Here is a 15,018-nt window from a genome sequence, read left to right on the forward strand (position 1 = left end):
TTATGTCGCGACGGCCGCAGCGCAAGGCTGACAGCGCCCACTATCCACGCTATATGCGCCGCTTGTAGCGAGGATGCGGCACAATGACCGGAACGAAACGATCAAGCGAGGGGCTGGACGCGCATCGCCGCAAGCTGTTGTTCCGTTCGTGGCATCGCGGCATGCGCGAGATGGACCTCATCCTCGGCACCTTCGCCGATGCCGAGATCGGCACCTTGACCGCCGAGGAAATCGACCAATATGAGGGGCTCCTCGATATTGTCGACACGGAATTCCTGCCGCTGGTCACGGGCGAACGCCCGGTCCCGGCGGAGATCGACTGTGCCGTCCTGCAAAAAATCCTGGCGTCCCGCCGGACAATGACTTTCTGAACACACAAGCAATTCCAGGAAAAGTGCGAAGCGGTTTTCCCATGGGAATTGCGACAAACAAGACCGTGATTTGATGGCTCTCATTCCCACCATTGGCTTGCCGAAGGGCCGCGCCGGCCAGTTCATCGTTGACGGTGTCGCGGACGGCTACGAGGCTTTCGCGCTGGTGCAGACGGCGCTCGAGATCGCACCCGACAAGCCGGTGCTGTTCGTGGCCCGCGACGGCCAGCGCCTGCCTTCCATCATCGAGGCGCTGTCGTTCGTCGCGCCGGGCCTGCCTGTGCTGGAACTGCCTGCCTGGGACTGCCTGCCATACGACCGTGTTTCGCCCGGTTCGGATGCCGCCGCCAAGCGCCTCGATGCGCTGACCGCCATGATCGCACTGGCGAAGAAGCCGCACCGTGCGGTCATTCTCACCACCGCCAATGCGCTGCTGCAGCGCATTCCGCCCGCGGAGCTTGTCGAGGCCCAAACCTTCCACGCCCGGCCCGGCAACCAGATCGACATGAATGCGTTGATCGCGCGGCTGGAGACGTCGGGATTCGAGCGGGTGCCGACCGTGCGCGGCATCGGCGAATTCGCGGTGCGCGGCGGCATTCTCGACCTCTTTGCGCCCGGCTGGAGCGAGGCGCTGAGGCTTGATTTCTTCGGCGACACGCTGGAATCGATCCGCGTCTTCGATGCCGCCACGCAGCGCACCACCGGCCAGCGCAAGTCGATGGCGCTTCAGGCGATGAGCGAGGTGGCGCTGACGCCCGAAACCATCAGCCGCTTCCGCCGCTCCTATATCGAGGCTTTCGGCGCACCCCAGCGTGACGACGGACTCTATGCGGCGGTCAGCGAAGGCCGGCGCTTCGCGGGCATGGAGCATTGGCTGCCGTTCTTCTACGAGCGGCTGGAGACGGTGTTCGACTACCTGCCCGACGCACCCGTGGTTTTCGACCATCTGGCACATGAGGCGCTGGCCGAGCGCCATACGCTGATACTCGATCACTACGAGGCGCGCAAAAAGCAGGCTGACGCGGCGCTCAAGGATGCGGTTCCCTACAAGCCGGTGGCGCCGGATCTGCTCTATCTCTCGCCGGAGAATCTGAAGGCTTCGCTTGGCGAGCGCGAAGACATCGACTTTACCGTGTTCGACGCGCCGGACCTGGGGAGCAAGAAAGTCTTCCACGCCGGCTCGCGCCATGGCCGCAGCTTCGTCGAGGAGCGAGCCGATCCGAACGTCAATGTCTTCGATGTCGTCGTCCGGCACATAGCCGACGAGCGCGCGGCGCGCCGCCGGGTCGTTATAGCCGGCTGGACCGAAGGCTCGCTCGACCGGCTTGGCCAGATCCTGGCCGAGCACCGTCTCGGCAATCTCAAGCAGGTCAAGACGCTGGCAGAGGCCGAACAGCTCGAGCCGGGACAGGCCGCATTGGCGGTTTTGCCACTGGAATCCGGCTTCGAGACTGAAAAGCTGGTTGTCGTCGCCGAACAGGACATTCTGGGTGACCGGCTGATCCGGCGTTCGAAGCGCAAGAAGCGCGCGTCCGACTTCATTGCCGAAGCCTCGGCCTTGTCGGCCGGCGATATTGTCGTCCATGCCGACCATGGCATTGGCCGTTTCATCGGCCTGCGCACCATTGAAGCGGTCGGCGCGCCGCATGACTGCCTGGAAATCCATTATGCCGGCGACGACCGGCTATTCCTACCGGTGGAGAACATCGAGCTGTTGTCGCGCTACGGCTCCGACACGGCCGAAGCGACGCTCGACAAGCTCGGTGGCGGCGCCTGGCAGTCGCGCAAGGCGAAGCTGAAGCGGCGCCTGCTCGACATGGCCGGACAACTGATCCGCATCGCCGCCGAGCGGCAGATGCGGGCGGCACCGGCCCTGGTGCCGGCCGAAGGCCTCTATGACGAGTTCGCCGCCCGGTTCCCTTACGAGGAAACCGACGACCAGCAGACGGCCATCGACTCGGTACGTGACGATCTCGGCGCGGGTAGGCCGATGGACCGGCTGATCTGCGGCGATGTCGGCTTCGGCAAGACCGAAGTGGCGCTGCGCGCCGCCTTTATCGCGGCGATGGAAGGGTTTCAGGTCGCGGTGGTGGTGCCGACGACATTGTTGTCGCGTCAGCATTTCAAGACATTCTCGCAGCGCTTTTCCGGACTGCCGATACGTGTCGCACAAGCGTCGCGGCTGGTGGGCTCAAAGGAGTTAGCCGAGACCAAGAAGGGCATTGCCGAAGGGCAGGTCGATATCGTTATCGGCACCCATGCGCTGCTGGGCTCCGCAATTTCGTTCAAGAATCTCGGCCTGCTGATCATCGACGAGGAGCAGCATTTTGGCGTCAAGCATAAGGAACGGCTGAAGGACCTGAAGACCGACGTCCATGTTTTGACCTTGTCGGCGACGCCGATCCCGCGCACGCTGCAACTGGCGCTGACGGGCGTGCGCGAGCTGTCGCTGATTGCCACGCCACCGGTCGACCGCATGGCGGTGCGCACCTTCATCTCGCCCTTCGACCCATTGGTCATTCGCGAGACGCTGTTGCGCGAGCGCTACCGGGGCGGCCATTCCTTCTATGTCGTTCCGCGTATCAGCGATCTGGCGGAAATTCATGATTTCCTGAAGGAATCAGTCCCTGAGCTGAAGGTAGCGGTGGCGCATGGCCAGATGCCACCGGGCGAACTCGACGACATCATGAATGCCTTCTATGACGGCCAGTACGATGTGCTTTTGTCGACCACCATCGTCGAATCCGGGCTCGATATCCCAACCGCAAACACGCTGATCATCCATCGCGCCGACATGTTCGGCCTGTCGCAGCTCTACCAATTGCGCGGCCGCGTCGGACGCTCGAAGGTGCGCGCCTATGCGCTGTTCACACTGCCGGCCAACCGCAAGCTCACCGACACTGCCGAGCGCCGTCTGAAGGTACTGCAGTCGCTCGACACGCTCGGCGCCGGCTTCCAGCTCGCCAGCCATGACCTGGATATCAGGGGCGCCGGCAATCTGCTGGGGGAGGAACAGTCCGGGCACATCAAGGAGGTCGGTTTCGAGCTCTACCAGCAGATGCTGGAGGAAGCGGTCGCCGAGGTGAAGGATTCCGGCGAGGTGCAGGATGGCGGCTGGTCGCCGCAGATCGCCGTCGGCACGGCGGTGATGATCCCGGAAGGCTACGTGCCGGACCTGCAGCTCAGGCTGGCGCTTTACCGCCGCCTCGGCGATCTCGAAAACACCGAGGAGATCGACGCTTTCGGCGCCGAACTGATCGACCGTTTCGGCCCGTTGCCGGAGGAAGTGAAACATCTTCTCAAGATCGTCTTCATCAAGGCGCTGTGCCGCAAGGCCAATGTCGAGAAGCTCGATGCCGGGCCAAAGGGTATCGTCATCCATTTCCGCAAGCGCGAGTTCTCGAACCCGGTCGGGCTTGTCAAATACATCGGCGAACAGGGCGCGCTGGCCAAGATCAGGGCCGACCACAGCGTGGTCTTCATCCGCGACTGGCCGACGGCGGAGAAGCGTCTGGCGGGCTCGGCTGTGGTCATGACGCAACTGGCGCGACTGGTGGAGAAGACGGCCTGATCTCGCCTTTCGGGCCGTCCTGGGCGCGTCAGCCATTCGCCAGCACCGCAATTCCGGTCTAGAATAGGAAATCGGCTTCGTGTATGGAGCCGCCACCCCAGTTGGGGCGAGAAATGGCGGGCGAGGGTGTCCGCCGGAAAGAGCGTTGGGTGCAGCGATGACGAAATGGTCGCCGAATTCGTGGAGAGCAAAGCCGATCAAGCAAGTTCCCGCCTATCCGGACCTTGCCGCGCTGAAGAACACGGAAGCCCAACTCGCCACCTTCCCGCCGTTGGTCTTTGCCGGCGAGGCGCGCAAGCTGAAGAAGCAGTTGGCGGCGGTTGCCGCCGGCGAAGCCTTCCTGCTCCAGGGTGGTGATTGCGCGGAGAGTTTTGCCGAGCATGGCGCCGACAACATCCGCGACTTCTTCCGGGTCTTCCTGCAGATGTCCGTGGTGCTGACCTTCGCCGGTGCGCAGCCGGTGGTGAAGGTCGGCCGCGTTGCCGGCCAGTTCGCCAAGCCGCGCTCGTCCGACAACGAGACCAAGGGCGAAGTGACGCTGCCGAGCTATCGCGGCGACATCATCAACGGCATCGAGTTCGACCAGAAGTCGCGCATTCCCGATCCCGCCCGCCAGGAAATGGCCTACCGCCAGTCGGCGGCCACCCTCAACCTTCTGCGTGCCTTCGCACAGGGCGGTTATGCCAGCCTGGAGAATGTGCATCGCTGGATGCTCGGCTTCGTCTCCGACAGCCCGCAGGGCGAGAAATACGAGTCGCTTGCCAATCGCATCACCGAGACGATGGATTTCATGCGCGCGGTCGGCATTACGTCCGAAACCAATTTCGCGCTGCGCGAAACCGACTTCTACACCAGCCACGAGGCCCTGCTGCTCGGCTACGAGGAGGCGCTGACCCGTGTCGATTCGACCTCGGGCGACTGGTACGCCACGTCGGGTCACATGATCTGGATCGGCGATCGCACGCGTCAACCCGACCACGCCCATGTCGAATATTGCCGCGGCATCAAGAACCCGCTTGGCCTGAAATGCGGTCCGTCGCTGACGCCGGACGGCCTCCTGGAACTGATCGACCTGCTGAACCCCGAGAACGAGCCGGGGCGGCTGACGCTGATCGCCCGCTTCGGTTCGGACAAGGTTGCCGACCATCTGCCGAAGCTGGTGCGTGCTGTGCAGAAGGAAGGCCGCAGCGTGGTCTGGTCCTCGGATCCGATGCATGGCAACACGATCGAGGCCGCCGGCTACAAGACACGGCCCTTCGACCGCATTCTGAAAGAAGTTCAGACCTTCTTCGAGGTGCATCGCGCCGAAGGCACGCATCCCGGCGGCATCCATGTCGAGATGACCGGCAAGAACGTCACCGAATGCACCGGTGGCGCCCGTGCCATCACCGCCGAGGAGTTGCAGGACCGCTACCACACCCATTGCGATCCGCGCCTCAATGCCGACCAGGCGATCGAACTGGCCTTCCTGGTCTCGGACCTGTTGAAGAAGAGCCATCCGGTGCAGCACAAGCAGGTCGCGAACGGCTGATCTCAGCCAATTGGAACCGATAAGGAAAAGGCGCCTGGGAAACCGGCGCCTTTTTTATTTCAACTTTCGGTTGTGCTTCCGACCGTGTCGGCGCAATCGGGAAAAGCGAAAGCCTCAGTCTTTCTTGTAGAGCAGCCAGCTTTTGCCGGCGCGCCCTGCCATGCCTGAATGCCTGGTGACGCGGTTGCGCCCGCTGACCTTGGAGCGGTAGAGCGCCCGATCCGCCTTGGTGTAGAGGTCTTCGGGGCCTTCGGCCTCTGATGCCATGCAGATGCCCATCGATACCGTCACGGTGCCGTAATTCATGCCGGTCTGGCTGCTGGTGAACGGCGTCTGCTCGACCAGGGCGCGAATGCGTTCCACGATTTCGTAGGTTGCGTCCTCGCTGGCGCCCTCGATGATCAGCGCGAACTCCTCGCCGCCGGTTCGGGCGACGAACATGTCGCCGCGAATGCTGGTCTGGAAAATCTCGGCGATGATCTGGATGATCTTGTCGCCGACAGGATGGCCATAGCGGTCATTGATGTCCTTGAACCGGTCGATGTCGACGAGGACAAGGGCATTGAACAGAATACCCTTGTTGCTGTTGTAGATCCTGGCGATTTCCTTGTCGAAAGCGCGACGATTCCAGATCTGGGTCAACGGATCCGTATCGGCCAGCCGCTTATATTCCTCGAGCTTCGACTTGACGCTCTCAAGCTCGGCCGTCTTGTCGCTAAGCGTCGCGGCGACCTGCCGACCGTGATCGATCGTCGAATTGGTTGCGATCGTCATTGCGTTGGCGATCTTTTGCAGAAGATCCTGGGAGAGAAGGCTGCGGTTGCTCAGGCCACTGGATGTCTCACCGAGAATCCGGCCGTATTTTTCGATATGGCTGCGCTCGCTGCGCAGGAGCGAGGCGACTTCCTCGAGTTCCCGGGCGATGACGTCCCTGGCGTATTCGACGATGCCGGGACCATGGTTGTGGGCGAAGAAGGTGCGCCCGATCTGATCCAGCTCATCCTGAGTCGGCCGACTGCTCAGCGACAAAACGGCAAGACCGAGCTCGCGGTTGGTGCCGCTCAAGGCCTCATAGAAAATCTCATAGTTGCGCGGCAGGCCGAGCACGCCAAGCTGATGCATGGTCGCAACAACGGTGCTTGCAATGTTGGTGCTTCGTTCGGTCGGGGCTGCTGCCGGCTGCATGTCTGATTCACTCTTCCCCTTGGGTCCCGACGTGAAATTCGCGGGTCCATTGATCGCCGACCTGGGGAGCGCACCCGATGCTCCAGAACATCTTGCGAAGAGGTGCGTCCCCACCCGCGCCCTTCGCTTTGAGAGATCATAGTTGCGACAGCGCTAAAGTTTCCTTAATTCACCCGATTTCCCAGGTTCTTCCCTAGCTGGAGCTGTGAGCGCGTGAATTTTTGCGCCGCCATCGTGGGAAAACACCTCCGTTTGGTGTTTTTGAATTCGGAACCCTGCGGCGTGCTGCTGGCAACGAAACTGAATTTCGAATTCGTCACACCAATCGATGTCGCATTTGCTTGCGCGTAACCACCGCAAAGCTGGAATCTTGACAAGGATGCCAGGCAAGATGTCTTCGAGGAGTGCCGAAATGAGCGACAGTCACCAGGGATCATGCCTGTGCGGCGCGGTTCGCTTCCGGACAAGTGGGGCACTGCGTGGCGTTGTCTACTGTCATTGTTCGCAATGCCGCAAACAGAGCGGGCATTTCTATGCCGCGACCAATGTTGCCGACGTCGACATCGCGATCGAAGGCACGGAAAGCATCACCTGGTATGAAGCGTCGGGCTTCGCCAGGCGCGGCTTTTGCAAGACATGCGGGTCGCTGCTGTTCTGGAAGGCAATGGATCAAGACTATATCTCGGTCATGGCCGGATCATTCGACAAGCCGACAGCGCTCAAGGGCGAATGTCATATCTTCGTCGGCGACAAGGGCGACTATTATTCGATCGACGATGGGCTGCCGCAGTTTGAAAAGTCGACACCGGCCATACCGGTCGCCGAATGAAATTTGGACGATCCGCCTTATTCCATTGATCGGGGCATTGCTTTATCCCGGGCCGGTGATTCCGAGAGGGGCCTTGGCATGCAGCGGCTGATCGATGCATTTATCAATTCGGTGCGGGCATTTCGCAAACTTGCGGTTAGCGAGAAGGCTTTCCAGCAGGAACTGATGCTGCTGGTGCTGGCCTTGCCCGCTGGCTGGTTCGTTTCAGTGTCGTGGCGCGGTTACGCGCTACTGATCGGCGCGGTGCTCCTCTTGATCATGGTCGAAGTGCTGAACACCGGTATCGAGGCGGCGTGCGATGCAATTTCTCGTGAATTCCATATCGATATCCAGCTCGCCAAGGATTGCGGCTCGCTGGCGGTGCTGATTTCAGTCGTGATTGCCGGCGGCGTCTGGGGCATCGCTCTCATCGAGCGCATTACGGGGGTGCCGATCTGAGACTTTGATCCCTATATGACAGTCACCAAAGGAGACCGTCATGGCAGAGGTCACGAATTCCTCGCTTCTTGAACGCCTGGGCCTGCCGGAAGACCTGCGCTGGCTGGCCGAAAAGTATCCGCGAGAGAACTGGCAGGCTCACGCCAACATTCACGGCATGGCCAATATGTGGCTGCAGCGGCATGACATGTTTCGCGAACTCGGCGGCATGCTCACCGGCGGCATTGGCAACTATCGCGAAGGCAGACTGACGGCTCCCGACTTCGCGCGCTGGTTCGCGCCGCGCCTCAACCATTTTCTCGGGCATCTCGACGGCCACCACAATGTCGAGGATTACCAGTATTTCCCGGCCTTCACCAAGGCGGAGCCCCGTCTGACGCGCGGTTTCGAGATTCTCGATGCCGACCACCACACCATCCATGAAGGATTGGAGCGCAACGCCGAGGCGGCGAACGCCTTCATCCGTACACTTCAGGAGAGTGAGGATAAGCAGCGCTTCGCCGCCGATACCTATGCCGACGAAAACAGCCGACTGATCGCGATGCTGACCCGGCATCTGGCCGATGAGGAGGACCTGATCATCCCGCTCATCCTCGATCGGGGGGACCAGGCGCTCGGCATCGACTGACGGTCAAAACTCCTTGTCGCGCTCCCGCTTGGCGATGTTGCGGGCGACAAACCAGGCAAGCACGGCCACGGCAAGGCCGATGCCGAGCCCGACGAACAGCCGCTCGTGCTTCATCAGCGCCTGGCCAATCAACTGTTCGGCTCCCAATCCGAAGACATAGCCGATCGTGCTGAACAGGACCGCCCAGATGACCGAGGAAATGGCGTTGAGGATGACGAAGCGCGGCGCCGCTATGGTTGAAAGGCCGGCCGCGATGCCGCCGACCAGGCGCATGCCGTAGACATAGCGGTTCGACAGCACGAAGATGTTGGGATGGGTGTTGAGCAGGCGGTAGGCGCGGCGAAAGCCGGGCCGCCGGCGCAGCCTGACGACATGGCGATTATCAGCGAAACTCCTGCCGAGGATGAAGAAAAAGGTGTCGCCAGCGAAGGCGCCCAGCGCTGCCGCGACAAAGGCGTGCCACAGCACGAAAACATGCTGGTGGGCGAAGAAGCCTCCCAGGATCGCGACACTTTCGCCTTCGGCCACACAGCCGAGAAAAACCGCCAGCAACCCGTATTGCTCGATGAAATGGTGGATCGCCTCGCTCATGACGCCGACTGCTGTGACAGCCTTTCGTCGATCCGCTTGACCACTTCCGCCAGCCGCCCGATTTCGTCACGCATNGTCCATACGATCAGGAAGGCGATGAAGGTCAGGATGAACGACCAGGAGCCGCCGACGCGGGCGATCGTATCGGCAAGACGGTCGCCAAAGGTCTGGTGGAAAGCGACGGCCTTGTTGGTGTCCCTGGTGATGGTGGTACGTTCGATGGTGCTTTGCAGCACCCGGCTTTCCAACTGGCTCAGCCCATCCGGCTTTCGCTTCAGCCAACGGTTCGCCAGATCGTCGATCGTCTTGTTCATGGCCGTCTCCAAGCGCTTTGCCGCGCTAGAGGTAGAGGCTGCCGGCCCGGGCGGGAAGTGCTAGATTGAGGCGAACCGAGGGGGACCGATGGCCGACTTCAAGAAAATTCGCGCTCGTGCGGCAAATCGCAAGGGTGGTGAGGCGGAACTGATCTCGCTGTTGGGTCCGATACCCGACAACGCGGCGGTGGCCGACGTCACCGACGACCGTATCCTGTCGACCATGGCCGAACGCGTCTTTGCCGCCGGTTTCGTCTGGCGCGTCATCGAGCAGAAATGGGCCGGTTTCGAGGAAGCGTTCCTGCGCTTCGAGCCGAAGCGGCTTTTGTTCCAGCCCGAGGATTTCTGGCACNCCGGTTTCGAGGAAGCGTTCCTGCGCTTCGAGCCGAAGCGGCTTTTGTTCCAGCCCGAGGATTTCTGGCACGACCTGGCTTCCGACCAGCGCATCGTGCGCAATCCGCAGAAGATCAGGTCCGTTCGCGACAACGCCGCCTTCGTCGAGCGCGTGTCCCGGGAACATGGCGGCTTCGGCAATTTTCTCGCCGAATGGCCCGCCGATGACCAGGTCGGGCTGATGACCTATCTCGGCAAGCATGGCAGCCGGCTCGGCGGCAACACCGGCCAGTATTTTTTGCGCTGGCTGGGCTGGGATGCTTTTGTCATTTCCGCCGACATGGCGGCAGCCCTTCGCGATTCGGGTCTCGACATCGCGGACAACCCGACATCGAAGAAGGACCTCGACAAGATCCAGGTCCAGATCAACCGCTGGGCCGGCGAGACAGGCCTGCCGCGCCGGCATCTCTCGCGCATCCTGGCGATGTCGATCGGCGAAAACCACTCTCCGCAATCGCTGCGCGAGTATATGGGCGACGGTTGACGGCTGAATTGGTCCAAACGAACGCCATTGCGAGGTGAATTCCGCCGCGCTAAGTCAGCAGCATGACCAAGAAGCTTGACATACTGCGTATCGCCATCGCCCAGCTCAACCCGACTGTCGGCGATGTCGCCGGCAACCTCGCCAAGGCGCGCGAGGCGAGGGCGGATGCCGCCCGCCAAGGCGCCGACCTTGTGCTCTTCACCGAGCTTTTCCTCGCCGGCTATCCGCCGGAGGATCTGGTGCTCAAGCCGGCCTTCCTCAAGGCATGCGAGCGGGCAGCGCAGGATTTTGCCGCGGATACCGCCGATGGCGGTCCGGGCGTCATCATCGGTACGCCGCTGAAGCGCAAGAGCGGCACGCATAATTCCATCGTCTTCGCCGATGGCGGCAAGATCATCGCCGAACGCTACAAGCTCGATCTGCCCAACTACGGTGAATTCGACGAGAAGCGCGTCTTCCAGGCCGGGCCCGAGATCCAGGGACCGGCCAACTTCCGCGGCGTGCGCATCGGCATACCGATCTGCGAGGACATCTGGGGCGACGTCGCGGTCTGCGAGACGCTGGCCGAAAGCGGCGCGGAAATCCTGCTGGTGCCGAACGGCTCGCCCTATTATCGCGCCAAGATCGACGTTCGCCACCAGGTCGTGATCAAGCAAGTCATCGAATGTGGCCTGCCGATCATCTATGCCAACCAGCTCGGCGGCCAGGACGAGCTGATCTTCGACGGCGCCTCCTTCGCTATCGGGGCGGACAAGACGCTCGCCTTCCAGATGAGTCAGTTCGAGGACGCGGTCGACGTCACCACTTGGAAACGTACCGATGATGGCTGGGTCTGTTCGGAAGGACCGATGTCGAAAATCCCGGACAAGGAGGAGGCCGACTACCGCGCCTGCATGCTTGGCCTGCGCGATTACGTCAACAAGAACGGCTTCAAGAATGTGGTGCTTGGCCTTTCCGGCGGCATCGATTCCGCGATCTGTGCCGCATTGGCCGTCGATGCGCTGGGCGAGGAACGGCTGCGTGCCGTCATGATGCCTTATCGCTACACTTCGAAGGATTCCCTCAAGGACGCCGAGGACTGCGCCCGCGCCCTCGGCTGCCGCTATGACATCGTCCCGATCTTCGAGCCCGTCGAAGGCTTTTTGCATGCGCTGACGCAATTGTTCGAAGGCACCAAGGAAGGCATCACCGAGGAGAATTTGCAGAGCCGCGCGCGCGGCACCATCCTGATGGCGATCTCAAACAAATTCGGCTCGATGGTCGTGACCACGGGCAACAAGAGCGAGATGTCGGTCGGCTACGCCACCCTCTACGGCGACATGAATGGCGGCTTCAATCCGATCAAGGACCTTTACAAGATGCAGGTCTACGCGCTCTCGCGCTGGCGCAACAGCCATGTGCCGCCGGGTGCGCTCGGGCCTTCAGGCGAGGTGATCCCGAAGAGCATCATCGACAAGGCGCCATCGGCCGAATTGCGCGAGAACCAGACCGACCAGGATTCGCTGCCGCCTTATCCGGTGCTGGACGACATCCTCGAATGCCTGGTCGAGAACGAGATGGGCGTCGACGACATCGTCTCGCGCGGCCATGACCGGGCGACGGTGGCGCGCATCGAACATCTGCTCTACATCGCCGAGTACAAGCGCCGGCAGGCGGCACCGGGCGTGAAGATCACCAGGAAGAATTTCGGCCGCGACCGCCGCTATCCCATCACCAACCGATTCCGGGATCGCGGCTAGTGGATCGATGCCGGATGTGCATCGGCGGATCAGGCAGGAACGTAGGTCAACCTGATCACGTCATCGTCAATCCGATCGCTGGCCACAAAGCGCAGTGGTGGCCGAGGGCCGGCGAAGAATGGTTTGCCGTGGCCAAGCACGACCGGGTGCAAGTAGAGTTGATATTCGTCGATCAGACCGAGGTCGGTTGCGCTTCGTGCGAGGTTGGGTCCAGACAGCGAAATCTCCCCAGCGAGACCAGCCTTCAGCCCACGTATCACCGCCTCGATGTCATCCCGGACAAGTGTGGCGTTGGGGCCGACTGACTTCAGCGAGCGCGACACGACCCATTTCGGTTGGCTCCTCCACGCCGCCGCGAATTCGTGCCCTTCCGCGCTCCACTCGGGACGGTCTTCGTCCCAATAGCGCATGACCTCGTACATGCCGCGACCGTATACACTGCCGGCAAGGTCGCGCACTTGGTCTATCCAGTGACGAAAGATAGTGGGGCGTGAGGGCATTGCCAGGTGGTCGACGTAACCATCGAGGGATTGGTTCATTCTGAAAATGAGCTTCGCCATGCTGCAAGATCTCCTACCGCGGTCTTCAGGATAGTCGGGGTCACTGTTACGCAGAAGCGAGATCGGGGCAAACCGTGCGCCGGCGAGCAAGCGTCCACCAGCCGTTGTTGCAAAATAACCTCAGTGACTGAACCAGATACGCTTTGGGGACGGGCTGGTCTTGGCGATGCGTCGGGCTGTCCCTATAAGGACCGTTCCGCGATTCATTTGCGGGAGGTCCGAATGGCAGTATTTCAAATGGTAATGCGAGGCCGCGAAGCTTAGGTCTCATCCGGTGCTCCGCGAGGGTCTGTCTCTCGTGGCGAAGCCGGATCGAGTTCAAGCTTATGCCGATGCCGGTCGCCGCCCTCCCGAGGGGCTCGACACCAATATGCCACTCCGCATCCCGGGCATCACCTGCCCTATCGCGGCTTTTCAATTTTCGACCTTACTGGGATCGGGCGCGTTTTGCGCCCGAATGACATCATGGCTCGTTTCAAGATCGATTTGCGCGCGAGCGCCTTTCGCAGCGTTCTTGGCTTCACACTTACCCATTGGCGGCGTCAGCCTTGGCGGCTCTCGCTCATCATGGGCGGCTTCCTGCTGTCGACGCTGGCCGACGTGCTGACGCCGCTCTATTCCGGTCGGCTGGTCGATGCTGTCGCCAGCAGCGCCGGAGCGGATGCCATTGCCTGGAACGCCGCGATGACGGCATTTGCCTTTTTGATGGCGCTGGCGCTGACTGGCGTCGTGTTGCGCAATCTTGCCTTCATGGGCATCGTTGAGCTGACACTCAAGATGATGGCCGACATCGCGGCCGACGCCTTCCATCGCGTTCAGCGCTTTTCGACCGACTGGCATGCCAACTCGTTTGCCGGCTCGACGGTGCGCAAGGTGACGCGCGGCATGTGGGCGCTCGACCTGCTCAACGACACGATCCTGATCGCGCTGCTGCCGTCGGTGGTCATGCTCGCCGGCTCGACGCTGCTGCTCGGCTGGTTCTGGCCGCTGATGGGCGCGGTCGTCGCGGCTGGCTCCCTGCTGTTCATCACGGTGACGGCCATGTTGTCGCTTGGCTATGTCGCGCCCGCGGCAAGGCTTGCGAACACCTGGGACACGCGCCTCGGCGGCTCGCTGGCCGACGCGGTCAGCTGCAATGCCGTGGTCAAGGGCTTTGGCGCCGAGGCGCGCGAAGAGCGCCGCCTCGCCACGGTGGTCGCCAAATGGCGCGACCGCACGCGGCGCACCTGGGTGCGCGGCACCATCAACGGCACCACGCAAGGGGCGCTGCTGCTGGTCATGCGGGCCGCCGTGATCGGGCTGGCGCTGATGCTGTGGTCGTGGGGGCAGGCGAGCGCCGGCGATGTCGCTTTCGTGCTGACCTCGTTCTTCGTGCTGCAAGGCTATTTGCGCGATATCGGCACGCATATCCGCAATTTGCAGCGTTCGATCAACGACATGGAGGAACTGGTCGATTTCCAATCCGAACCGCTCGGCATCGAAGACACGCCCGGCGCCGAACCGATTGCGATCACGCAGGGCCACATCGCCTTCGACAACGTCACCTTTCACTACGGCAGTCACCGGTCGCCGCTCTACCGCGACTTTTCGGTGGATATCGCGCCGGGCGAACGTGTCGGGCTCGTTGGTCACTCGGGTTCGGGCAAGACAACGTTCGTCAAGCTCATCCAGCGGCTCTATGAAGTGAATGCGGGAAAGATCGTGATCGATGGCCAGGATATCTCGCAGGTCGCCCAGGCGTCGCTGCGCGGCCAGATCGCCATCGTTCAGCAGGAACCGATCCTGTTCCACCGGTCGCTGGCCGAAAACATCGCCTATGCCAGGCCAAGCGCGACGCAGGATGAGATCGAGCATGCCGCCAGGCTGGCGAGCGCGCACGACTTCATCACCAGCCTGCCAAAGGGCTATGGCACGCTGGTCGGCGAACGTGGCGTGAAACTGTCGGGCGGCGAGCGCCAGCGCGTGGCGATCGCCCGCGCTTTCCTGGCCGATGCGCGCATCCTGATCCTGGACGAGGCGACGTCGAGCCTCGATTCGGAATCGGAGGTGCTCATCCAGCAGGCGATGGAACGGCTGATGGTCGGCCGCACGACACTGGTCATCGCGCATCGGCTTTCGACGGTGCGGGCGCTCGACAGGCTGCTGGTCTTCGATCGCGGCAAGATCGTCGAGGAAGGGTCGCATGACGAGTTGATCCGGCTGAAGGGTGGCATCTACCGCCGCCTGTTCGAGCGCCAGGCGCTGGAACTTACCAAGGGCCTCGTGATGTGACCCAAGGTGGCCTCCTGCTCCTGTCGGGGGCCACCTCTATCGGTGCCATAAGCCGGCGAGCCATGTGGCGCTCGCAATCGCAGGGCGAAGCCAAAGTCCCGAGTGCGTGACGT

The 15,018-nt window shown here is 62.0% G+C and carries 13 protein-coding genes; 9 read left to right on the forward strand and 4 right to left on the reverse strand.

The annotated features are described in order from the left end of the window. Window positions 1–83 precede the first annotated feature (83 nt). The 3 genes from X742_RS166410 to X742_RS166400 all read left to right on the forward strand — a co-directional run bounded on the left by X742_RS166410 (window position 84) and on the right by X742_RS166400 (window position 5,473). Window positions 84–371, forward strand: a complete 288-nt coding sequence (locus tag X742_RS166410; RefSeq protein WP_023770076.1) for a succinate dehydrogenase assembly factor 2 — start codon at window positions 84–86, stop codon at window positions 369–371. Between the two features lie 73 nt (window positions 372–444). Beyond that, window positions 445–3,942, forward strand: a complete 3,498-nt coding sequence (mfd, locus tag X742_RS166405) for a transcription-repair coupling factor (protein WP_023770077.1) — start codon at window positions 445–447, stop codon at window positions 3,940–3,942. Window positions 3,943–4,099: 157 nt separating this feature from the next. Then, window positions 4,100–5,473, forward strand: coding sequence for a 3-deoxy-7-phosphoheptulonate synthase class II (locus X742_RS166400; protein WP_015317645.1), 1,374 nt, complete (start codon window positions 4,100–4,102; stop codon window positions 5,471–5,473). Between the two features lie 114 nt (window positions 5,474–5,587). Here the strand turns inward: X742_RS166400 and X742_RS166395 are convergent, their stop codons facing one another. Further along, complete coding sequence (locus X742_RS166395) at window positions 5,588–6,658, reverse strand: GGDEF domain-containing protein (protein WP_023770078.1); 1,071 nt, start codon at window positions 6,656–6,658, stop codon at window positions 5,588–5,590. A gap of 412 nt (window positions 6,659–7,070) precedes the next feature. Between X742_RS166395 and X742_RS166390 the strand changes: the two genes are divergently transcribed. From X742_RS166390 to X742_RS166380, 3 genes are all read left to right on the forward strand, one after another. Next, entirely contained in the window at window positions 7,071–7,487 is a 417-nt protein-coding gene (locus X742_RS166390; protein WP_023770080.1) for a GFA family protein, read from the forward strand. A 78-nt stretch (window positions 7,488–7,565) separates the two neighbouring features. After that, window positions 7,566–7,925, forward strand: coding sequence for a diacylglycerol kinase (locus tag X742_RS166385; RefSeq protein WP_015317648.1), 360 nt, complete (start codon window positions 7,566–7,568; stop codon window positions 7,923–7,925). Window positions 7,926–7,965: 40 nt separating this feature from the next. After that, entirely contained in the window at window positions 7,966–8,553 is a 588-nt protein-coding gene (locus X742_RS166380; RefSeq protein WP_023770081.1) for a hemerythrin domain-containing protein, read from the forward strand. A 3-nt stretch (window positions 8,554–8,556) separates the two neighbouring features. Here the strand turns inward: X742_RS166380 and X742_RS166375 are convergent, their stop codons facing one another. Both X742_RS166375 and X742_RS166370 read right to left on the reverse strand, forming a co-directional pair. Further along, window positions 8,557–9,144: a DedA family protein gene (locus X742_RS166375; RefSeq protein WP_023770082.1), complete on the reverse strand. Its 588-nt coding sequence runs from the start codon at window positions 9,142–9,144 to the stop codon at window positions 8,557–8,559. Continuing rightward, a complete protein-coding gene (locus tag X742_RS166370; RefSeq protein ID WP_023770083.1) occupies window positions 9,141–9,458 on the reverse strand; it encodes a cyclic nucleotide-binding protein in 318 nt (105 codons plus the stop codon). The genes X742_RS166375 and X742_RS166370 overlap by 4 nt, the downstream gene beginning before the upstream one ends. Before the next feature lie 88 nt (window positions 9,459–9,546). On the opposite strand from X742_RS166370, the gene X742_RS166365 reads away from it, so the two are divergent. Together X742_RS166365 and X742_RS166360 are read left to right on the forward strand one after the other, a co-directional pair. Further along, window positions 9,547–10,335, forward strand: a complete 789-nt coding sequence (locus X742_RS166365; protein WP_023770084.1) for a DNA-3-methyladenine glycosylase I — start codon at window positions 9,547–9,549, stop codon at window positions 10,333–10,335. Between the two features lie 62 nt (window positions 10,336–10,397). Further along, on the forward strand, window positions 10,398–12,074 hold the full coding sequence (locus tag X742_RS166360; RefSeq protein WP_023770085.1) for an NAD+ synthase: 1,677 nt from the start codon (window positions 10,398–10,400) through the stop codon (window positions 12,072–12,074). 29 nt (window positions 12,075–12,103) lie between these two features. Here the strand turns inward: X742_RS166360 and X742_RS166355 are convergent, their stop codons facing one another. Beyond that, the gene (locus X742_RS166355) at window positions 12,104–12,634 is read right to left on the reverse strand and encodes a dihydrofolate reductase family protein (RefSeq protein WP_023770086.1); all 531 of its coding nucleotides are present in this window, start codon (window positions 12,632–12,634) and stop codon (window positions 12,104–12,106) included. Window positions 12,635–13,099: 465 nt separating this feature from the next. On the opposite strand from X742_RS166355, the gene X742_RS166350 reads away from it, so the two are divergent. Further along, the gene (locus X742_RS166350; RefSeq protein ID WP_023770087.1) at window positions 13,100–14,905 is read left to right on the forward strand and encodes an ABC transporter ATP-binding protein; all 1,806 of its coding nucleotides are present in this window, start codon (window positions 13,100–13,102) and stop codon (window positions 14,903–14,905) included. Window positions 14,906–15,018 lie beyond the last annotated feature (113 nt).

Origin of the sequence: Mesorhizobium sp. LNHC229A00 (assembly GCF_000502415.1) — a bacterium.
Classification (GTDB): domain Bacteria; phylum Pseudomonadota; class Alphaproteobacteria; order Rhizobiales; family Rhizobiaceae; genus Mesorhizobium.